The sequence below is a fragment of the Novosphingobium sp. MBES04 genome (genome assembly GCF_000813185.1).
GTDB lineage: Bacteria > Pseudomonadota > Alphaproteobacteria > Sphingomonadales > Sphingomonadaceae > Novosphingobium > Novosphingobium decolorationis.
In genome coordinates, this window is sequence record NZ_DF850488.1 from 2,482,786 (window position 1) to 2,504,261 (window position 21,476).

Sequence of the window (21,476 nt, forward strand, 5' to 3'; positions counted from 1 at the left end):
CCGGACAGACGGCTTCCTGGCGTGCCAGATCGGCCCGCGAACTACCGACAAGGGCGCGAAGCGGACGTGTGGTCTTGGCTTGCAGCCTGTTGGTGGAGGCAAAAAGAAGGGGGCGGACCTTGCGGTCGCCCCCTTCCTTGTGTGCCGTTGTCGGGCCGGTCTGCAGATCAGAACGCCTTCTTGAGCGTCACGAACCACTGGCGCGGCGCGCCGACCATGAAGTACTGCCAGTCGCCCGGGGCGTAGCTGGCCTGGTAGCCGCCCGACTGGCCGATGGTGGAGACGTACTTCTCGTCGGTCACGTTGGTGACGTTGAGCTGGATCTCGGTGCCATCGAGCGCGTCGTCCGAGTTGATGCGGTAGCCCACGGTCAGGTCGACCAGCGCGCGGCCCTTGAACGAGAGGTCGTTCTCGTAGGTGGCGTAGCGCTTGGACTGGTAGTTCACGTGCGCACGGCCGATGAAGGTGCCATCGTCGTACGAGATCTCGCCGTTGATGAGGTGCTCGGGCTGGTCGACGACCGACTTGCCGCCCGAGGCCGCGACGAGCTCGCCCGCGCCGTTCAGCACGTCATCGTCATAGGACGCATCGGTGTAGGCATAGGCCGCGTAGAGCGAGAGCGCGGGGGTCACGCGGTACTGGCCGGTGACTTCGACGCCCTTGGTCGTGACCGAGCCGACGTTGTTGAGGACCGACGGGCAGCTCTCGATCGCCGAGCAGGGCGAGACCGAGAAGAGGCGGTTGTCGAACTTCACGTGGTAGCCCACGACCGAGGCCTCGAACTTGGGCAGGTGGAAGCGCAGGCCGCCCTCGAAGGTCTTGGACGTTTCCGGCTTCAGGCCCTGCTCGCGGATCGCGGCGAACTGGTCGGGCGAGGTGATGAACGGCGTCGTCGTGAAGGCGCGCATGTTCTCGGCGTAGCTGCCGAACAGTTCGACTTCGTAGATCGGACGGTAGTTCACGCCGACCTGGGGCAGGAACATGTCCTTGGCCGTGAGCGAGCCCTGCGTCGCCCAGCTGGCGCTGGTGCGCGAGGGGTCGTTGCTGGCGTCGATGTCGACCTGGATGCCCTTCCAGCCGCCCGAGACCTTGAGGCTGTCGGTCAGCTCCCAGGTGTCCTGCACGTAGTACTGGTAGGTGTTGATGTCGAACTTGTAGAAGTAGTCGTACGCGAACGGGTTCTTGGGGAACTCGTGGTGCGAGATGCTCGAGGTCGGCGCATCGTCGAGGCCGAAGTAGTCGCGCGCGGTGTCGTAGTCGTTGATCTCGTACCAGCCGCCCACTTCGATCTGGTTGCCGCGGAACAGGTCGTACGACAGGCTGCCGGTCACGCCCATGCGGTTGATGAAGTATTCCGTGCCGCGCACCGAGAGGCTCGAGCCGCCCGGGGTCGGGACATAGGGCGTCCACCAGGTGCCGATACCACGGTTGTTGTGGTAGTAGGGCGAGACGCGCACGTGCAGTTCGTCGGTGAGGTCGTAGTCGACGCTCATGCCGATCAGCAGGTCCTTGCGCAGGCCATAGCCGTCGTAATAGGCATCATCGCCCGTCAGCGTGCCGTAGCCTCGTAGTCGTCGGTGTAGACGCCGTTCTGGAGGTTGGTGGCGATGTCCTGCGCGGTCTCGAAGTCATAGCGCAGGTAGTCCCAGTCGTAGCCGTGGCGATCCAGGATGTCGGGCGTGAGGTCGGCGTAGTCGGCGTCGGCCATCTCGGAGTAGTTGGCGAAGATCTTGAGCTCGCCGCGGTCGCCCATCGGCGCGACCAGCTTGGAGTTGATCTGCCACAGCTCCTGCGAACCCTTGCCCTTCCACTTGGGCGTGTCCGAGTAGGTGCCCGAAACGTAGGCGCGCACGCCGCCGCCAAGGTCGCCGGTCTCGAAGCGGGCGAACACGCGCCAGGCATCGTTGCTGCCGAACGTGGCCGAGGTGGTGAGGCCCATGTCGTAGCTGGGATCGAGGCTTTCAAAGGCGATCGTGCCGCCCAGGTTCGAGCTCGAGGCCGTCGAGAGCGCGCCCGCACCCTGCGACAGCTCGGTCATGCCGATGTTGTCCGAGGTGATCGCGCGGCTGATGTGCAGGCCATTGAAGTTGGAATAGCTCATGTCGCCCAGCGGCACGCCGTCGAGCGTGAAGCCCAGCTGGTTCTGCGTGAAGCCGCGCACCGAGATGCGGGTCGTCCATTCGTTGGTGCCCAGCGGCGAGGCCGACTGGAAGTTGACGCTCGGCAGCTTGCTGAGAACGGCAAGCGGGCTGGTGCCGGGCGTGGCGATGGCGATGTCCTCGGCGGTGAGGCTCTGGACCTGGCGGGTCTGGCCGGTGCCGATGACGACGATCTCGTTGCGGGCTGAACCGGCGGCGGCGGGCGCCGCGGCGGAGGTGGCGGCATCGGTGGCGGGGCTCGCGTCGCTGGCGGCGTCGTTCGCGGCCAGGGCCGGGGTCGCCAGCACGGATGACAGTGCCAGCGCGCTGGCGTTCAGAAAGGCATTTGAGCGCATCGTATCCCTCATGCGTTGCGGCAGAATTGCCGTTTTCAAGAGCGCGCGTGTCAAACGCGCAGGCGCGGTACCAGGGCCTGGGGCGCGTGGAAGGCGCAGGTGGCTGCGCGGCGCGAGGAGGCCCGTCCGGTTCCGCTCGGGTGGTGCCCGGAGACGTCGCTTGCGCAACCCGGGGGCTCGGTGGGAGCTGACGCGCTCATAACGCTCACGAGATATTGTTCAACCGTTCAATTTCCATAAATGCAAATTGATAAGGCGTTTTGCGGCCTAAATGGCACACTCACCCCGCCATCTGGAAAGGTTCCCGCAAATGTGACATTTTTTTGAATGTTTGTTCAGTTGCAAAAGACTGTTCGGTTACCGGATAGATTGGGGCGCTGTTCAACCCGGATGCGAGTCGAAACGGCGCGCGCAGACCAAAAAGGCCCCGCGCTTGCGCGCGAGGCCTCGGTTGGGTCTGGGCAGGATGCCGCCCGGGCCGGGCGACTATGGCTCAATCGGCCTTGGCGGTCCTGGGCTTCGCCTTGGCGTTGTGCATCCAGAAGGGATCGTCGGGCAGGCGGTGGATCGGCCCGTAGACCTGCTCCAGCAGGACCGCGAGCGCGGGATCGCGCGCGGCCATCTCGGCATCGGTGCGCACCAGCGTGTCGCCCATCTGCGCGGGGAAGTTGCTGTTGAACCAGAACTGCGTGCCCTCGGCCCAGTACTCGTCGATGGTGTTCTCCATGTACTGGTCCTTCCAGGTGCCGCGCTGGCGCGCGTTGGCATAGGCGGCGTGGATCAGCGCATCGAAGGCCGGGTCGATCTCGAGGAGGGCCTGGTACATCGCGTGCGAGAACTCGTGGACGAGGATCGTCTCGCCGAAATAGCGCGTGCCGGGCACGGCCTGGATGTTCTCCTCGGCCCCGCTGGTGAGCAGGCCGCCCATGCCGCGCGCGCGCTTGGCCCAGTATTCATAGGGCGTGAGCGGCGCGATCTCGGTGTCGTAGTTCTCCCGCTCGAAAGGCGTGAGCACGATGTCGTCGCGGGCCGGCTTGTCCCAGTCGCGCTGCTCAGGCAAGTCCATGGTGGTCTCATCCTCGGCCATGATCGCGATGCGAAAGCCCTGGCGGACCAGTTCGCGCGCGATTTCGGGTCGGTGGGCGAGCATGGCGTGGACCATGTTGCGCGCCTTGACGAGGGTGCTCGGCTTCACTTTCGACGAGCTGGTGATCCACACGCCGTCGGTCTGGAGAGCCTGGGTGTAGAAGGGATCGAGCGCTAATTCGGCGGGCGGGGCGACGATGTCCGCCGCGCTGGCCGTGGCCGCGCCCGCAAGCGCCGCGCCGCCCACGAGCGGCAGGGTCAGGGCAAGGGCGCTCAGCGCGCGGCGGCGGAACGAGGAAAGGCGCAAGGTCGATATCTTCCAGGCTTGGGGCGGCCGCCCGCAGAGGGGCGGCGCCGGTGGCGGGAGCGGCGGCGCACCGGCGCCGTACCGCTCAGGCGAAGGGGCGTTCGAGCGCGGTCTGGGGCTCTGTGAACCAGGCCGCGCCCGTCTCGGTGACATGGAAATGGTCTTCCAGCCGCACGCCGAAGCGCTCGGGATGGACGATCATCGGCTCGTTGGAGAAGCACATGCCCGGTTGCAGAGGCGTGGTGTCCCCGCGCACGAGGTAGGCGGGCTCGTGGATGGACAAGCCAATGCCGTGGCCGGTGCGGTGGGGCAGGCCGGGCAGGGTGTAGTCGGGGCCAAGGCCCGCGGCGGTGAGGACATCGCGCGCGGCCGCGTCGACCTCTTCGCAGGGCACGCCCGGACGCACGGCGGCAAAGGCGGCGGCCTGCGCGGCCTTCTCCAGCTCCCAGGTCTCGGCCTCGAGCGCGCTCACCTTCCAAAGGCGTAAGTGCGCGTGATGTCGGAGTGGTAGCCCTCGATGCGGCAGCCGGTGTCGATGAGGACGAGCTGGTTCTCCTCCAGCTCCTGGTCGTAGGGCAGGCCGTGCGGGTAGGCGGTGGCGTGGCCGAACTGCACCGCGCAGAAGTACGAGCCCGAAGTGCCCAGCGTGCGGTGCGCATCGTCGATGAAGCGGATCACCTCGCTCGCGCGGATGCCGGGCGCGAGGATGCGCGCGGCGGCCTTGTGGACCTCCAGCGTCATTGTCTTGGCCTGCTGCAAGAGCGCCAGTTCCTGCGGCGACTTGAGCATGCGGCCCGCATCGATGATCGCGCCGGCATCAAGGGTGGAGCCGACCAGCGCCATGAAGCGGCGGGCATGGCCAAAGGAGAGCAGCGGGTCGAGCGCCAGGCAGGTCGCGGGGCCATGCGCGCGGCATTCCAGGGCGACCGGGTCCTCTTCCTCTTCCCACAGGACGTACTCGGCCTCGATCTGGAGTTCGGCGTCGAGCGAGCCGCGCTCGAACACCGGGCAGATCACGCGCGGGGTGCCGCTCCTGGGAATGACGAGCGCGACGAGCCGCTCGGTCGGCGACCAGGCGAGGCCGGTGAAGTAGCGCATCGACGGGCCGACATTGACGACCATCGCGTCCGCGCCAGCGTCGATCATGCGCGTGCGGGCGGCCTCGATGCGCGCGGTGTATTCCGCGCGGCTGATGGCGGGCGCCCAGTCGCTCCAGCGGCCCAGCCGGGCCAGTTCGGTCTCGCGGTCGGATCCGCCAATCATCGTCGTCATTGTCCTGTCCATCTGCAGCTGGGGGAAGGGGGGGGGAGGGGTCCTTCTCCTGTCATGGTCCGGGGCGGTCGGCAAGGATGGGAAAAGCGTGCCGACCGCCCGGTGCCGCACCACTTAGCGCGGGCTAAGCGTCACGACCTTGGGGGCGCTGTCCAGATTGAAGGCGTAGGCGCCGCGCTCCAGCGTGCCGGTGTCGCTGGCGTAGGGCGTGCCGTCCTTGGTGGTGGTCTCGAAGAGCAGGCGCGCGCGCGGCGTGATGGCGCTCGCCGGATCGAGGGTCAGGCGCACCTCGCCGGTCTTCGTGTCGTAGTCGGCCGAGGCGATCTTGCCCGCCTCCAGCGTGATCCAGAGGCCCGCGGGCGCGATAAAGAGGCGGCGGCGCGCGCCGTCCTGGGGCACGACGTGGACGGTGTCGCCCTTTGTCTCCAGCTTGCCGCCAAGGCCCAGCCAGCCGAACTCGGGATGATCGACAAGGTAGGTCGCGGCGGTGATGGCATGGCCATAGAAGCCCATGCCGTAGTCGCCGGTGATCGCATCCCACTGCATCATGTCGGGATAGGAGTGGAACGCGGCCGAACCGAAGCCTTCCTGATCGATGTTGGTGATGCCGCCCATCATGCCGCCGTAGGCGACGCGCAGGAGGTGGAAGTCCTTGGGGTTCTTGCGGTAGGCGGTGAACAGCGGCACCGCGTTCAAGGCCGAACCGTAGTGGTGGATCTGGCGCTCGATGCGGCTGACTTTGCCGCCATAGAGGAAGTCCCAGTAGCGGCGCGCGTTGCCGTTGTAGCCCCAGCTCGGGATCGTCGGGTCATAGCCCAGGATCACCTCGCGGGTGGCTTCGGCCTGGGGCTCGTAGCCGAAGTGGTCCATCCAGGCGTAGACTTCGGGCTGGCCGGTGGAATCCCAGGCCATCTCCGAGCCGAACGGGTACTTGAGCGAGCGCCAGTGGTCCGCGCGCTCGGTCATCAGCCGCTTCATGTTGGCCGCTTCCTCGCTCATGCCCTCACGCTCGAGGTCCTTGAGGATGTCGAGGAAGACATCGCCTTCCATGAGGCCGAAGCGCGCGTAGTAGGGCGCATCGCGCATCATCGCGACGCTCGTGACGTAGGCCCACTTGAGGTAGAACTTCCAGTCGTGGCGCGTGACCAGACCTTCGCTGTCGCGCGCGAGGCGGTAGAGCACCCAGTGCCCGATCGCGACGTGGGGGTAGTTGTAGGTGCGGCCAAGGTCGTTGGAATGCTCCTTGTTCCACGCCGTCCAGCTCGACCAGTCGATCTTCGGATCGTAGTAGTCGGGGAATTCCTCGGGCTCGTAGTAGAAGATGCTCTTCTTGACGCCGCCCTTGTGCTCGCCCTCGTCGATCTGCAGCGTGCCGAGCACGGTCTCGTCGACCAGGCGCTCGATGCGCGCGACTTCCTCGGGATCGGGATTGTCGAGCTGCTTGATGGCGGCCGCGACCCACGAACCGGCGCCGCCCTCATCGCTCATGCCGGCGACCCACACGCGCCCGTCCTGGGTGAGGATCCTGTTTTCCTCGCGGTCGTAGGAGAGGATGGCGGGCGTGCGGTGGAAGGGATCGCCCTTGCCCTCGAACCACTGCTGGTGCGTGGTGAAGTGGCCAAGGTCGGCAACGACCTTCTCCATGGGCTTGGTGATGTAGTAGCTCACCGTCTGCTTCTGGCCATCGGCGTAGGTCAGCGTCAGGCGCGCGCGGCCCCAGCCGCTGGCCTTGACCTGATAGCGCGCCCAGCCTTCGCCGCTGCCCTCTTCGCTGAGCGACAGGGCGCCTTCGGGGAAGCTCTCGATCCCCGTCACCTTGCTCGGGGCCTTCAGGAACAGGCTCGCGCTCTGGTCGGTGGGCAGGACGTAGCCGGGAATGCCGACCGCGACCGGGCGCTTGTGGGCGACCAGCGTGTCCTCGATCGCGCGGATGCTGGGCGCGGTCACGAACTTGACGCCAAAGCTGCGGCGCTCGCCCGGCTGGAGGGTAATGCTGGTCGGCTCGTTCCACTGGCGGGATGCCTTGGACCATTCCTTCTCGGCAAAGCCCTTGCTGGCGACCGTCCAGTCGTAGAAGCCTTCGGAGACCTGACCGCGCGGCGAAAGGTCGGTGAAGTTGTCGTCCTTCTTGGCCCAGGCCTTCTCGTAGATCGGCTTGTAGGCTTCGAGCGGGGTGCCCTTCTCGGGCAGGACGAGAAGCGCGGGGCCTTCGCCCGAAAGGCGGGTCACCTGCAGGTAGCCCGCATCGCGCCCGATATAGGGATCGACGAAGCTGGCTTCCTGGTGCGCGGCGTCAAGGTCGCGGTCGAGGATGATGTTGTCGAAGACCATCGGCATGCCCAGCACGCCGATCTCGACCGCCTCGGCGCTCGTGTTCTCAAGCGTGAAGCGCATGGCCAGGACACCGTCCTCGTTGAGCCAGCGGCGCTCGACCTTGAGCGGGATGCCCTCGCCCATTGAGGTCGTGATGTCGGCGGCGGCGAGCACGTCCTTGCCGCCGCGCAGCGCGGTGATCTGCTTGCGGAAGGTGGAGGAGTTGTAGTCCTGCCAGGCCCCGCCGCCGGTGCGCAGGCGCAAGTGGAGGTCGCCGATGTGGACATAGCCGTTGGCCGCGCGCTCGGCCTCGCGCCCGGCGGGCACGAAGTCGAAGGCGCTCACGCCCTTGGGGGCGAGGCTCGCCAGCGTCTGGGTGTCCGCGCGCAGCGCCAGGTTGAAGTCCTGCGTCGTCATCTCGGTCGTGATGATCGGCGGGTAGACCTTCCTGGGCTTCTCGTCCTGGGCCTGGACGGCGGCGAGAGGAAGCACGGTGGGGGCCGCCGTGGCGATGGCCAGGGCAAGCAGCGGGAGGGGGCGCAGTACGCGGTTCATGTCAGGTCCTCATTTGCGGCCGATGCCAGCCAGGCTCGTGTCTCTTGATCGTGGGATGACGATTGCAGCGGGGGGCGTCAAGGAAAATATACGATATATAATCGGAGTAATTGTGGAGAGGGCGTGCCCCGCTCTGGTCTTGGCGTGCGTCACTTGCTCCTGTGTTTCTGCGGCCTTGGGGTGTGTTTCGGGGGTGGCCCACAGGGGATTGACTCGGCGATCACTCAGGCTATCAATAACGTATACGATATTCGATAGGAGTGTTTCGGGATGAAAGCCAGTCGGCGCCAATGGATGTCTGGGGTTGCCGCGCTTGCGCTGTGCGGAGTGGCGCCGCGCGGGTTCGCCGCGGTCGTGAAGCCGGTCATGCCCCTGCGGGCAACGCCTCTGCCGCTCAATGACGTGCGCCTCACCGCGTCCGACTGGGCCACCGCGGTCGAGGTCAACGAGGGCTACCTGCTCTCGCTTAGCCCGGACCGCTTCCTGCACAACTTCCGCAAGTACGCCGGGCTCGAACCCAGGGCCGAGATCTACGGCGGCTGGGAATCGGACACGATCGCGGGGCATACGCTCGGCCACTACATGACCGCGCTCGTCCTCACCTGGCAGCAGCGCGGCACCGCCGAATGCCGCCGCCGCGCCGACTACATCGTTGATGAGCTGGCCGATTGCCAGACCGCGCGCGGCAACGGCTACATCGGCGCGCTCGGGCGTAAGACCAAGGATGGCGAGATCGTCGATGGCATCACCGTCTTCGACGAGGTGCGCGAGGGCATCATCAAGTCGGGTGGGTTCGACCTCAATGGCTCGTGGTCGCCGCTCTACACCGTGCACAAGATGTTCGCCGGCCTGCTCGACATCCACGCGGCCTGGGGCAACGACAAGGCGCTCCAAGTCCTGATCGGGCTCGCCGCCTACTTCGCGGACATGTTCGACGCGCTCGACGAGGCGCAGATGCAGGATCTTCTGGGCTGCGAATACGGCGGTCTCAACGAAAGCTATGCTGAACTCTACGCGCGCACCGGCAATGCGCGCTGGATGCAGATCGCCAAGCGCATCTACGACAAGCGCGTGCTCGACCCGCTGGTTGCGCAGGAAGACAAGCTGGCGAACTTCCACGCCAACACGCAGGTCCCCAAGCTGATCGGCCTTGGCCGCATCCACGAGCTGACCGGCGAGAAGGCCCCGGCGACGGCCGCGCGCTTCTTCTGGGACATCGTCACGCAGCACCACAGCTACGTGATCGGCGGCAATGCGGACCGCGAGTACTTCTCCGAGCCTGACACCATTGCCCAGCACCTGACCGAGTCCACCTGCGAGCACTGCAACACCTACAACATGCTCAAGCTGACCCGGCAGCTCTATTCCTGGCAGCCCGAGGCGGCGCTGTTCGACTATTACGAACGCGCGCACCTCAACCACGTGCTGTCCGCGCAGAACCCGCACAACGCGGGCTTTACCTACATGACGCCGATGATGAGCGGGGCCGAGCGCGGCTATTCGCAGCCGGGCGAGGAAGGCTTCTGGTGCTGCGTGGGCTCGGGGATGGAGAGCCATGCCAAGCACGGCGATTCGATCTACTGGCAGGGCGAGGACACGCTCTTTGTAAACCTGTTCATCGCCTCGCGCGCGGTCTGGAAGGAAAAGGGCGTCGCCCTGAGCCTCGCGACCGACTACCCCTTCGAGGGCGACGTGCGCCTGACGCTCGAGACGGTGAAGTCCTCGCAATTTGCGCTCGCGCTGCGCATCCCGGGCTGGAGCCAGGGCGCGGTGGGCTTGCGCATCAACGGCGAGGTGGCACAGGTCACGCCGGTGAACGGCTATGTGCGCATCGAGCGCCGCTGGCAGGCGGGCGACGTGATCGACTACTCGCTGCCGCTCGACCTGCGCCTCGAATCCGCGCCCGGCGCGCCCGAGGTGGTCTCGGTCCTGCGCGGGCCGATGGTCATGGCCGCCGACCTTGGCCCGGTCGAGATGGAGTGGAAGGACGTCGAGCCCGCAATGGTCGGCGAGAACCCGCTGGAGGCCTTCTACCCCATCGTCTCGGACCGTCCGCGCTATGTCACGCGCGGCATCGTGCGCCCGGGTGACCGCAACTTCGTGCCCTTCTACAGCCAGTACGAGCGCCGCAGCGCGATCTACTTCAAGCGCTTCAGCGAAGGGCAGTGGAAGCAGGAAGAGGCCGCCTACCTGGCCGAACAGGCTCGCCAGAAGGACGTTGCGGCGCGTTCGATCGACGTCATGCACCTGGGCGAAATGCAGCCCGAGCGCGACCACAACCTGATCTCGGAGAACTCCTGGCCCGCCGCCTACCGCGGGCGCAACGGGCGCGATGCGCGCTCGGGCGGCTTCTTCGAATTCTCGATGAAGGTGAAGCCGGGGCCGCTGCTGCTCCAGGCGACCTACTGGGGCAGCGAGCGTGGCCGCGCCTTCGACATCCTCGTTGACGGGGTGAAGGTGGCAACGCAGGTTCTGGGCGAGGATCGCCCCGGCAAGTTCTTCGATGTCGAGTACCCGCTCCCGCAGGCGCTGACCAAGGACAAGGACAGCGTGCGCGTGCGCTTCGTGCCGCACGAGCGCAACACCGCAGGGCCGGTCTTCGGGGTTCGCCTCTTCACCGCCAAGCCTGGCACCGCGACGTAACCGCAGCCCTCCCGGCTGCCACGAACAAGGCCCGCATCTTTTCCATGACCGATACCGTAGACCTGACCCTCGAGGAGGCCGATGCCCTGGCGCGCGACGTGCTGGAGGCTTGGGGCCTGGCGCCCGATCACGCCGCCGCCGTCGCCGCGACGATGGTGGCGGGCGAGCGCGACGGGTGCACCTCGCACGGCCTCTACCGCCTGCTGGTGGCGGCCGCCTCGGTGGAGAAGGGCGTGGTGACGCCCGACGCCGAGCCGGTGGTGAGCGAGCCTGCCCCCGCGCTGGTGCGGGTGGACGGGAAGGGGGGCTTTGCCCAGCTCCCCTTCGCGCGCGGCGTGCCGCTGCTGGTGGAAAAGGCGCGGGCCAAGGGCGTGGCGGCCATGGCGCTCAACAACGTGGTGCACTTTGCCGCGCTCTGGCCCGAGGTCGAGGCGCTGGCGCGCGAGGGGCTGGTGGCGCTCGCCTTCACCGCCAACCACGCCTGGGTGGCGCCAGCGGGCGGCACCAGGCCGGTCTTCGGCACCAACCCCATCGCGTTCGCCTGGCCCCGGCCGGGGCGCGAGCCCTTCGTCTTCGACTTCGCCACCACGGTCATCGCGCGCGGCGACATCGAACTGCACCGCCGTGCGGGCAAGCCCGTGCCCGCCGACTGGGGCTATGACAGCGAGGGCCGCGAGACGACCGACGCCAAGGCCGTCCTCGACGGGGCCATGCGCACCTTCGGCGGGCACAAGGGGTCCGCGCTCGCGGCCATGGTCGAACTCATCGCTGGGCCGCTGATCGGCGACATGACGAGCGCGCAGTCGCTTGCCAGCGACGCCGGACGCGGCGGCTCGCCCTTGGGCGGGGAACTTCTCATCGCCATCGACCCGGCGGGCTTCCTCGGCGACCGGGTCGAGGAATACCTCGCGCACGGCGAGACCATGTTTGCGGCCATCGAAGGGCAGGGCGCGCGCCTTCCGGGCGCCCGTCGCATCGCCGCGCGCCGCGAAACCATGGAGAGGGGCCTGCGCATCCCGGCCGCCTTCCACGCCGAACTTCTCGACCTCCTGCAAAAAGGCAAGACCCATGCAACGACCGGCCCTGCGCGCGCTGCTTCTGGCGGCAACGACACTGGCGATGGCGCCGCTGCCGACTGAGGCCGCTCCGCCCGCCGCGCCCGCGAGCGAGGCCGGGGCGAAAGCTACGTCCGCGGCCGACGCCGCGTTCGAGGCGCTCTACACCAGCGAATGGGAATGGCGCCGTTCCTTGTGGGGGCCGGACGAGGACAACCCGCAGGACACCCCGGCGCTGCCCGATGTCGGCCCCGAGGCGCAGGCGGAAAAGCTGGCGCGCTGGAGCAAGGTCAAGGCGAAGCTCGCCAGGATCGACACCGCCGCGCTTTCGCGTGAGAACCAGATCAACTACGCGGTCTACGCCAATCAGATCGACGCGCTGCTGACCGAGCAGCAGTACCGTGACTACGAAAAGCCCTTCAACGCCGACACCAGCTTCTGGGGCAATCTGGCGGCCCGAGTTCGCGAGCCGGTCAAGGACGAGCCGGGCGCGCGCGCGATGGTGGCGATGCTGCGCGATATTCCGCGCTACTACGACCAGCAGATTGCGAACATGCGCGCCGGCATCGCGCGCGGCTTCACCGCGCCGCGCGTCACGCTGGCCGGGCGGGACGAGGGCATTGCGCAGGTCATCGCGGCGGGCGCGAGCGAGGAAAACGTCTTCTTCGCGCCCTTCGCCCACCTTCCCGACACCATTCCCCAGGCCACGCGCACCCAGATCGAAGCCGACGCGCTGCGCGTGATCAAGGCGGACGTAATCCCCGCGCACGGCAAGCTGCTGGCTTTCCTGCGCAACGAGTACACACCCGCCGCGCGCACCTCGTTGGGTGCTGACAAGCTGCCCGATGGACGCGCCTACTACCTCTCCAAGATCCGCGAGTTCACGACTCTGGAGAAGACGCCCGAGGAGATCCACCAGTTGGGCCTCGCCGAGATGGCCCGGATCCGCGCGCGCATGGACGATGTCATGCGCGAGGTCGGTTTTACGGGTACGCTGGGCGAATTCTTCGAGCACCTGCGCACCGATCCGCAGTTCTATCCCAAAACGCCCGAAGAGCTCCTCTACCGCGCGGCCTGGATCGCCAAGAGCTTTGACGGCAAGGCCTCGCAGTATTTCGGACGCCTGCCGCGCAGCCGCTTTGCGATCAAGCCGGTGCCCGATGACATCGCGCCTTTCTACACCGGCGGGCGCGGCGGTCCGGGGATCTATCTCGTCAACACCTACGACCTGCCCTCGCGTCCGTTCTATTCGCAGGTTGCGCTGACCCTGCACGAGAGCGCGCCGGGCCATGCCTTCCAGATGCCGCTCGCGGCCGAGAACACCGCGCTCCCCGCCTTCCGGCGCGACACGTATCTCTCGGCCTATGGCGAGGGCTGGGCGCTCTACTGCGAGGCGCTGGGCGAGGACATGGACATGTACGAGACGCCCTACGACCTGTTCGGGATGCTGAGCTACCAGGCCTGGCGCGCCTCGCGGCTGGTGGTCGACACCGGCATCCACGCCAAGGGCTGGACCCGCGAAGAGGCACAGGACTACCTGCGCAGCAATACCGCGCTTTCCAACCACGAGATCGAGACCGAGGTCGACCGCTACATCTCCTGGCCCGGGCAGGCGCTCAGCTACTACATGGGTGAACTGGCCTTCCTCGATGCGCGCGCGAAGGCGAAGGCGGCGCTGGGCGAGAAGTTCAACATCCGTGCCTTCCACGATGCCGTGCTGGAGATCGGCTCGGTGCCGCTTCCGCTCATCGACGCGCGTGTCGATCAGCTCATCGCCGAGGGCGGTGTGGGCCCCTATCCCGACGAGGAATGACACCATGATACGTACCGCTCTTGTGGGCGCGCTCCTGTCGAGCGCGCTGGCGCTGCCCGCTTGCGCGCAGCAGGCGCCCGTCTCCGCGCCCGCCGCCCCCGCAGCTGCCGCCACGGCCACCGCGCCCGCGCCGCGCGAACTGCATGTGCCGGGCAACCCGATCCTGGCGGACGGGGACTACTATTCGACCGACCCGGCCCCGTTCGTGGCTAAGGATGCGCTGTGGATCCTCGCCGGGCGCGACATGGCCGAGCCCGAGGTCAACGACTTCATCATGCCCGAATGGCAGTTGCTCACCACGAAGGACCCGGCCTCGGGCGACTGGACGCATTACCCGGCCGTCGCGCGCCCGCATGAGGTGTTCGACTGGGCCGAGGAAGGGCGCGCCTACGCCGGGCAGATCGTGCCCGGGCCGGATGGGCGCTACTACTTCTATGCGCCGGTGCTGGAGAAGGATTCCGACGCGAAGGACCGCTTCGCGATCGGCGTGGCCGTGGCCGACAGCCCGACCGGTCCCTGGCGCGACGCGCATCCCGAAGGGCCGATCATCTCGCAGCGCGTGCCGGTGGCCAACGACATCCAGAACATCGACCCCACCGTCCTCATCGACGAGGATGGCAAGGTCTACCTCTACTGGGGCACGTTCGGGCAGGTGCGCGCGATCGAGCTCGAACCCGACATGGTCCACACCAAGGGGCGCGAGCGCGAGATCACGGGGCTTACCGGCTTCTTCGAAGCGCCCTGGATCCTGAAGCGCAAGGGCACCTACTACATGCTCTACGCGGGCAACAAGGCCGGCCCCGATTCCGACTGCACGCCGGCGGTCTACCACGCCTGCATCGGCTATGGCTCGGCGCCCTCGCCCTTCGGGCCCTGGACGTACCGCGGCGTGGTGCTGAAGCCTGTTTCCTCCACCACCTCGCACCCGGGCGCGGTCGAGTTCAAGGGGCAGTGGTACCTCGCCTACCACACCGCCGATGCGCAAGGGGGCGGGCACTTCCGCCGCTCGGTCGCGCTCGACAAGCTGGAGTGGGACGACAGCGTCCGTCCCGCGCGCATCCGCGAGGTGGTGCCCACGCACCGGGAAGGCCCCGCACCTGTGCCCACCCGCAACGTGGCCGCCGCCGCGGTGCCGGGCGCCTCCAATTCGCCCGTGCCGGTCCAGTACTGGATCGCTGCGCTCAACGACGGGGTGACCAGGGCCAACCCGCTACCGCCCGAGATGTGGGGCAGCTGGCGTCCGGACAATCCGCCCCGCCAGTGGATTTCCTATGCCTGGGACGCGCCGGTCACGCTCAATGGCGCGCGCCTGTGGTTCTGGAACGACCAGCCTGCGGGCGCGTCGATCGGGGTGGCGCCGCCTGCTGCCTGGCATCTAGAGTACTGGGACGCGGCGGCCAGGGGCTGGGCGCCGGTCAAGGCCGAGGGACCCTACGGCACGCAGCCGGGCCGCTTCCAGGAGGTCGCCTTCGCGCCCGTCACCACCCGCTGCCTGCGCGCGGTGCTGGAGGCCTCGGGCAAGGGCTCCGAGCACGCAGGCCTTGCCGTGCAGGAGTTCGAAGCGCTCGCGCCTGAGGCCGCGCTGCCCCGTCCCCGCGCGGAGGATGCCCCGGCACCACAGCCCTGTGGCTGACTCTATTTGCCGGACAAAATTTTGCCTGAAGGTGGCATGACGATGGCGGGGCTGGGCAACCAGGTCCGCCATTTTTGTTGAAAATCAAAGATTTTCTGCGGTTGTGAGATAGGCCGGAGCGTGTTTCCCAACCATGACAAATCCCTTGACTCATACCAAATATTATAGTTCGTATACGATATATAGGGGTAACAAGAACACTACGGTGAAGGGGAATCAAAATGAGGTTCAGGGGATTTTTGCACGTGACCAGCGCGATGACGCTGGTTGCCATGGCGTCGGCACCCATGGTGGCCCATGCGGCGGCTCCCGCGGAGACCGAGGACGCATCCAGCCTGGAAGGCGATGATCCGATCATCGTCAACGGCGTGCGCGGGGCGGTCGAAGAGGCCACCGAGAAGAAGCGTAACTCCAAGCAGATCGTCGACTCGGTCGTCGCCGAGGACGTGGGCAAGCTGCCCGACAACAACGTCGTCGAAGCGCTTGCCCGCGTGACCGGCGTCCAGATCGACCGCGCGCGGGGCCAGGGGCAGAGCGTCACCATTCGCGGTCTTTCCGAGATCCAGACCACGGTCAACGGCAACCAGACCAACCTGGGCGACGGGCGTTCGCTCAACCTCGCCGACATCCCGGCCGAGCTCCTCAAGCAGGTCGACGTCTACAAGACCCGCAGCGCCGACCAGGTCGAAGGCGGCATCGCGGGCACCGTCAACGTCGAGCTGCGCCGTCCCTTCGATCTGGAGGATGGCTGGACCATCGCGGGCAGCGTGCGCGGGTCCTACGACGACATTTCCGAGAAGGTCAGCCCCTATGGCTCGCTGCTGCTGGCCAACCGCTTCGACACCGGCATCGGCGAAATCGGCTTCCTCGTGAACGCCTCGTGGACGCGCACGATCTACCGCGAGAACTACATCGAGAGCGAATCGCCCTTCGAGCGTGAACTGGACGATGGCTCCATCGGGATCATCCCCTACCGCGCCTACTACGGGCTGGAGAACGGCAACACCAAGCGCCCCTCGATCAATGGCGTGCTGCAGTGGAAGCCCACCGACAACCTCGAGTTCGTCCTCGAGGGCGGCTACATCGGCTCGCGCGAGAAGCGCGCGCTCGAACGCCTCTATGTGCAGGACATGCAGGTTCAGGACCTGAGCAACGTGGTGATGATGGACGACGGGCGCACGATCGCCTCGGCCACGGTGAGCAACGCGAACGGCCTGCCTGCGGGTATCGACACGCAGTACAACTCGTTCCACTCCAACCTCTACACCACCAACTTCGAGGCCAACTGGCACTCGGACCGCGTGACGCTGCACGGCAGCGTCCAGTACAACTGGTCGAACGAGGGCAACTACTTCGTCGAGACGATCCTGCGGCCCGAGAACCTGACCTCGGCCGACGTCAACTTCAATTCGGACATCTATGGTCGCGGCGCGCCCTCGATTTCCTTCAACGACGTGGATCTGAGCGATCCCTCGCAGTACGTCGTCGACCGCTTCCAGGACAACCGCGGCGGTTCGAACAACAAGGAATTCGCCGCCCAGGCCGACATGACGATCGAGCTGGGTGACAACGGCTTCCTGCGCACGCTGCAGGTCGGTGGCCGCTACAACCAGCGCAAGGTCGATCGCTACTACGGCTACCGCGACGGTTTCCCGCGCGTCGATGGCACCTTCGCGCCCTTCGAGACGTTCCCGGGCTTCGGCGATGCCTCGATGGTCGGGCCCGACATCGGCGGATCGAGCATGGAATGGCTGCGCATTCCGGGCGCCATCACGCGCGCGAATGTCGCCGAGATCCGCCAGTACATCCAGGAGTACGATCCGGGCAACGCGCAGCGTTTCTCCAGCCTCTACCCGCCGAGCGATCAGGGGCAGACCTTCGAATCGAACGAGAAGAACTTCGCGGCCTACGCGCAGGTCAACTACGGGTTCGAGCTGGCCGGCATTCCCATCGACGGCCTTGCGGGCGCGCGCTTCACCAACACCTGGGGCTCGTCCACCAGCTACAACTACCGTCCGGGCAACGAGGACAACGGCTGGCTCGACATCGTCCAGGTCTCGCCGGGCAAGGGCAACTACTCTGCGATCCTGCCGACCGCGACCGCGATCCTGCACTTCGATCCCAAGGTCCAGCTGCGCCTGTCGTACAGCACCAACGTGTTCCGTCCCAGCTTCTACGATTCGCGTCCCTTCTACTTCGCCGAGACGCGCTCGACGCCGCCGATCGTCTTTGCCGGGAACCCCTCGCTCAAGCAGCAGCGTGAGCATTCGTTCGATGCGAGCGCGGAATACTACTTCGGGCGTGGCGGGCAGATATCGCTGGCGGGTTACTACAAGAAGGCCTCGAACTTCCTGTACTATGACCGCAACGATGCGGATGCCGAGGAGATGCTCAGCTACGGCATCGACCTTGCCGACTACGACTCCGATTTCGGCTACGTCGAGATGCAGCGCAACGCAGGCGATGGCACGTTCATTGGCCTGGAAGGCACGGTGCAGACCTTCTTCGACTTTGCGCCGGGCATCCTCAAGAACTTCGGTGTGAGCCTCAATGCCAGCCACATCTTCAAGGCGCGCATCGAGTATCCCTACCCCGAGGATTTCCCCGGTGCCTTCGATTCGCCCAACACCTCGAAGTGGACCGCGAACGCCGCGCTGTTCTACGATACCCCGCAGTTCAGCGCGCGCGTGGCCTACAACTACCGCTCGTCCTACCGCATGGGTATCTGGAACCAGAATCCGGAATATTCGCCCTATCAGGACGCGACCGAGCGTCTGGACGCGGCGATCAACTACACGCCGGTGAAGTTCATGACCCTCTCGGTCGAGGCGTCGAACATCCTGGGCAACGACGTGTATCGCTACCACGGCAACCAGGCGCTGTTGCCGCTGGGCGTGCGCACACTGGCCCGCACCATCCAGTCCAGCGTGCGCTTCCGTTTCTGATCACACGCATCGCGTGACCGAATGACGAACGGAGCCGTACCCTGCCACGAGGTACGGCTCCGTTTTCGTTTGAGGCGCAACCCATCAACAGGAGGATCCCATGCGCTACTCCTTTCGCGCAGCAGCGATGGTAGGGCTTGCCGGTCTGGCCGCGCTCCCGGCGCAAGCCCAGGATTTTACCGTGAAGGTCTCCGGGCGGACGATGCCCTGGAGCCCGGCAATCAACAAGGACATGGATTTCGGCATCCGCGACGGTACGCGCCCGGCGATGCTCTTTGGCGCAAGCCTCATCGCAGGCAGCACTATCACCTTTCGCGCACACGGCGAGACCACGACCCTGCCGGGCGGCGCGCGGTTCGGGCCCGAAGGGCAGATCGACTACGTGACGGAAAAACGTCCGGGCGGCTCGGGGCGGCTGTTTCCCAGTTACTACCTCGACAAGGCGGATTACCCTGCGCACCTCAACGCGCTGATCGGTGCCTTCGTCAGCGCGGATGGCAAGGTCATCGGCGCGCCGTTCCTGATCGGCCGGGAGACGGCGCGGCAGGTCCCCGAGGGCGCGCAGGCCATCACCTTCGGGATCAACGACGACGTCTTTCGTGAGAACGAAGGCGAACTCCTCGTCGAGGTCCATGTGCCCGAAGCCCGTGTCATCCTTGAACAGGAGCAGGCGCAATGAAGGCGGGGCTGATGACCCTCCTCACCGCGCTTGCGGCCGGGATTTCGGCGCCGGGCCTGGCCCGTGACGTGACGGTCGAGGTGGACGCGCGTGCGCAGCCCTGGGACGAGGATGCCTTCGAAGGCATGTCCTTTGGCAAGGGCGACGGCGAGGCCCCGGTGCAGATCATGGGCTTTGAGGATCTGGCCGGGGCGAATGTCGCGATCTTTCCGGTGTCCGGCGGCGTGACCCTGGTCGAGGGGGACGAGGTCGGGCCGGAAGGCATCGTGGGCGATGCGGCCGATGACCTGCGCGTCAACAAGCGGGTCTATCCCAGCCTCTACACGCCCAAGATCCTCTATCCGGTCTATCGCCATGCTCTCATGGCGGTCTTCACCGATGAAGACGGGCGCCCGGTCGGCAGGCCCTTCCCGGTCGGGACGGGCGTGCGGGTGGGCGTGCCGGACGAGGCGCGCGGCCTCAGCCTGGGCTTCAACGACATTACCTTCAAGGACAATGCCGGGACACTCCAGGTCGTCGTCCAGATCCCCGACTGATCACGCAGCGCGCGACCGCTCGGGCGCACGATGTCGCCCGCGCGGTGAGCCGTGCGGTGTGCGCGGCCTGATCGTCGCCTGGTCCAAATGTGCTCTTGCTAGACCTTTTATGATATCGTATACGATATCTCGATATTCGCATTTCACCTCCTGAGGAACAGTTTTCATGTCAATTGATTGGAAGGGCGTTTTCCCGGCCGTTACCACGCAGGTGCGCGAGGATCTGTCGATCGACGTCGCCGATACGCAGCGCGTCGTGGACGATCTTATTCGTGACGGCGTGACGGGTGTCATCGCCCTTGGCACGGTGGGCGAGAACAACTCGCTGGAATTCGACGAGAAGGTCGAAGTCCTGACCGGCATCGTCGAGGCCGTGGCCGGGCGCGTTCCGGTCATCACCGGCGTTTCGGAATACGACGTGCGCCGCGCCTCGCGCTGGGCGCAGAAGGCTGAGAAGATCGGCGCGGACGGCCTCATGCTGCTGCCGCCCATGGTCTACGTGCCCCAGCCGCACGAGCTGGTCGCCCACTTCAAGGGTGTCGCCGACAGCACCGGCCTGCCGATCATGCTCTACAACAACCCGCCCGCCTACCGCACGCAGATCACCGCCGAGGTGCTCGAGGCGCTGGTCGATGTGAAGAACATCGTCGCGGTCAAGGAATCGGCCCCCGACAGCCGCCGCTTCACCGACGTGAAGAACGCGTGCGGCGATCGCTTCGTGCTCTTCGCCGGGCTCGACGACGTGGCGCTCGAAGGGCTGTACCTGGGCGCGCAAGGGTGGGTCTCGGGCCTCACCAACGCCTTCCCGCGCGAATCGGTGGAACTGGTCAACGCCTTCCAGCGCGGCGACCACGCCAAGGCGCTGGAGATCTACCGCTGGTTCATGCCGCTTCTGCACCTTGATGCCGAGCATGACCTCGTCCAGTCGATCAAGCTGGCCGAGCAGGTCATGGGCCGTGGTTCGGAGCGTGTCCTGCCTCCGCGCCAGCCGCTGGTCGGTGCGCGCCGCGCCGAGGTGATCGCGATGGTCGAGAAGGCGGCCGCGACGCGGCCCGTGCTCGCCGATCCCGTCGTCGCCTGATACAGGAACCTCGATGCGACACACCTTCTTCTGCATCGATGGTCACACAGCCGGGAACCCCGTCCGCCTTGTCGCGGGCGGGGCTCCGCTGTTGAAAGGGGCCACGATGTCCGAGCGCCGCCAGGATTTCCTGGAGCGCTTCGACTGGATCCGCACCGGGCTGTGCTTCGAGCCGCGCGGGCACGACATGATGTCGGGCGGGTTCCTCTATCCCCCGACTGATCCCGCCAACGACATCGGGATTCTCTTCATAGAGACCTCGGGCTGCCTGCCGATGTGCGGGCACGGGACCATCGGCATCATCACCTTCGGGCTTGAGCATGGCCTGATCCAGCCCGCGACACCGGGCAGCCTGCGCGTGGAGGTCCCCGCCGGGCTCATCGAGATCGCCTACACCGTCGAGGGCGCGAAGGTGACCTCGGTGCGCATCACCAATGTGCCTTCCTATGTCGCCGCGCGCGGGATCGAGATCGACGTGGAGGGGCTCGGCCCGCTCACCGTCGATGTCTCCTACGGGGCAACTACTATGCCATCGTCGAGCCGCAGGGCGCCTACACGGGCCTCGAGGCGATGAGCGCGAGCGAGATCCTCACCCTCTCGCCGCGCGTGCGCGAGGCGGTGCGCGCCGCGTTCGAGCCGGTCCATCCGCTTGACCCCACCATTCGCGGTGTCAGCCATGTCCTATGGGCCGACGTTCCGCAAGGCGAGGGCGCGGACGGGCGCAACGCGGTGTTCTACGGCGACAAGGCCATCGACCGCAGCCCGTGCGGGACGGGCACGTCCTCGCGCCTGGCCCACCTGGCCGGGCAGGGCAAGCTCAAGGTCGGGGACCGCTTCGTCCATGAAAGCTACATCGGCAGCCAGTTCATCGGACGCGTCGAGAAGGAGGTCACGCTGGGCGACACGCCCGCCATCGTGCCTTCGATCGAAGGCTCGGCCATAGCCACCGGGTTCAACACCATCTGGATCGACCGCGAGGACAGGTTCTGGGACGGTTTCCAGGTCACCTGATCCAACCACGGCGGGGGCGGGGGATGACCTCGCCCCCGCTTCGCGTCTGTAGA

General features: G+C 66.6%; 12 protein-coding genes and 2 pseudogenes. 9 read left to right on the forward strand and 5 right to left on the reverse strand.

Translation table 11 applies throughout. The features are described 5' to 3' along the window. Positions 1-167 precede the first annotated feature (167 nt). From MBENS4_RS24110 to MBENS4_RS11010, 5 genes and pseudogenes are all read right to left on the reverse strand, one after another. Positions 168-1,553 (reverse strand): TonB-dependent receptor domain-containing protein, encoded by a 1,386-nt coding sequence (locus tag MBENS4_RS24110; RefSeq protein WP_084592042.1) that lies wholly within the window; start codon positions 1,551-1,553, stop codon positions 168-170. Then, positions 1,550-2,494, reverse strand: coding sequence for a TonB-dependent receptor plug domain-containing protein (locus MBENS4_RS24115; RefSeq protein WP_052322201.1), 945 nt, complete (start codon positions 2,492-2,494; stop codon positions 1,550-1,552). The genes MBENS4_RS24110 and MBENS4_RS24115 overlap by 4 nt, the downstream gene beginning before the upstream one ends. A 493-nt stretch (positions 2,495-2,987) precedes the next feature. Beyond that, on the reverse strand, positions 2,988-3,887 hold the full coding sequence (locus tag MBENS4_RS11000; RefSeq protein ID WP_052322202.1) for a hypothetical protein: 900 nt from the start codon (positions 3,885-3,887) through the stop codon (positions 2,988-2,990). An 85-nt stretch (positions 3,888-3,972) separates the two neighbouring features. Then, positions 3,973-5,159, reverse strand: a pseudogene (locus MBENS4_RS11005) (M24 family metallopeptidase). Positions 5,160-5,273: 114 nt separating this feature from the next. Continuing rightward, complete coding sequence (locus tag MBENS4_RS11010) at positions 5,274-8,027, reverse strand: DUF5695 domain-containing protein (RefSeq protein ID WP_039390741.1); 2,754 nt, start codon at positions 8,025-8,027, stop codon at positions 5,274-5,276. Positions 8,028-8,321: 294 nt separating this feature from the next. Between MBENS4_RS11010 and MBENS4_RS11015 the strand changes: the two genes are divergently transcribed. The 9 genes and pseudogenes from MBENS4_RS11015 (at position 8,322) to MBENS4_RS11055 (ending at position 21,423) form a co-directional block, all read left to right on the forward strand. Continuing rightward, entirely contained in the window at positions 8,322-10,670 is a 2,349-nt protein-coding gene (locus MBENS4_RS11015) for a glycoside hydrolase family 127 protein (RefSeq protein WP_084592043.1), read from the forward strand. A 44-nt stretch (positions 10,671-10,714) separates the two neighbouring features. Further along, positions 10,715-11,809: an Ldh family oxidoreductase gene (locus tag MBENS4_RS11020; RefSeq protein WP_084592044.1), complete on the forward strand. Its 1,095-nt coding sequence runs from the start codon at positions 10,715-10,717 to the stop codon at positions 11,807-11,809. Further along, the gene (locus MBENS4_RS11025; RefSeq protein ID WP_039390744.1) at positions 11,739-13,538 is read left to right on the forward strand and encodes a DUF885 domain-containing protein; all 1,800 of its coding nucleotides are present in this window, start codon (positions 11,739-11,741) and stop codon (positions 13,536-13,538) included. The genes MBENS4_RS11020 and MBENS4_RS11025 overlap by 71 nt, the downstream gene beginning before the upstream one ends. A 4-nt stretch (positions 13,539-13,542) precedes the next feature. After that, positions 13,543-15,171 carry a family 43 glycosylhydrolase gene (locus MBENS4_RS11030; RefSeq protein WP_052322203.1) on the forward strand — a complete coding sequence of 543 codons (1,629 nt, stop codon included), beginning with the start codon at positions 13,543-13,545 and terminating at the stop codon, positions 15,169-15,171. A gap of 245 nt (positions 15,172-15,416) precedes the next feature. Continuing rightward, the gene (locus MBENS4_RS11035; RefSeq protein ID WP_159108049.1) at positions 15,417-18,116 is read left to right on the forward strand and encodes a TonB-dependent receptor; all 2,700 of its coding nucleotides are present in this window, start codon (positions 15,417-15,419) and stop codon (positions 18,114-18,116) included. Between the two features lie 100 nt (positions 18,117-18,216). Beyond that, positions 18,217-18,795, forward strand: a complete 579-nt coding sequence (locus tag MBENS4_RS11040; RefSeq protein WP_039390746.1) for a hypothetical protein — start codon at positions 18,217-18,219, stop codon at positions 18,793-18,795. Then, entirely contained in the window at positions 18,792-19,331 is a 540-nt protein-coding gene (locus MBENS4_RS11045; RefSeq protein WP_039390747.1) for a hypothetical protein, read from the forward strand. The genes MBENS4_RS11040 and MBENS4_RS11045 overlap by 4 nt, the downstream gene beginning before the upstream one ends. 166 nt (positions 19,332-19,497) lie before the next feature. Then, positions 19,498-20,412 carry a dihydrodipicolinate synthase family protein gene (locus tag MBENS4_RS11050; RefSeq protein WP_039390748.1) on the forward strand — a complete coding sequence of 305 codons (915 nt, stop codon included), beginning with the start codon at positions 19,498-19,500 and terminating at the stop codon, positions 20,410-20,412. Between the two features lie 13 nt (positions 20,413-20,425). Continuing rightward, positions 20,426-21,423: pseudogene (locus tag MBENS4_RS11055) on the forward strand (4-hydroxyproline epimerase). The last annotated feature ends 53 nt before the right edge of the window (positions 21,424-21,476 follow it).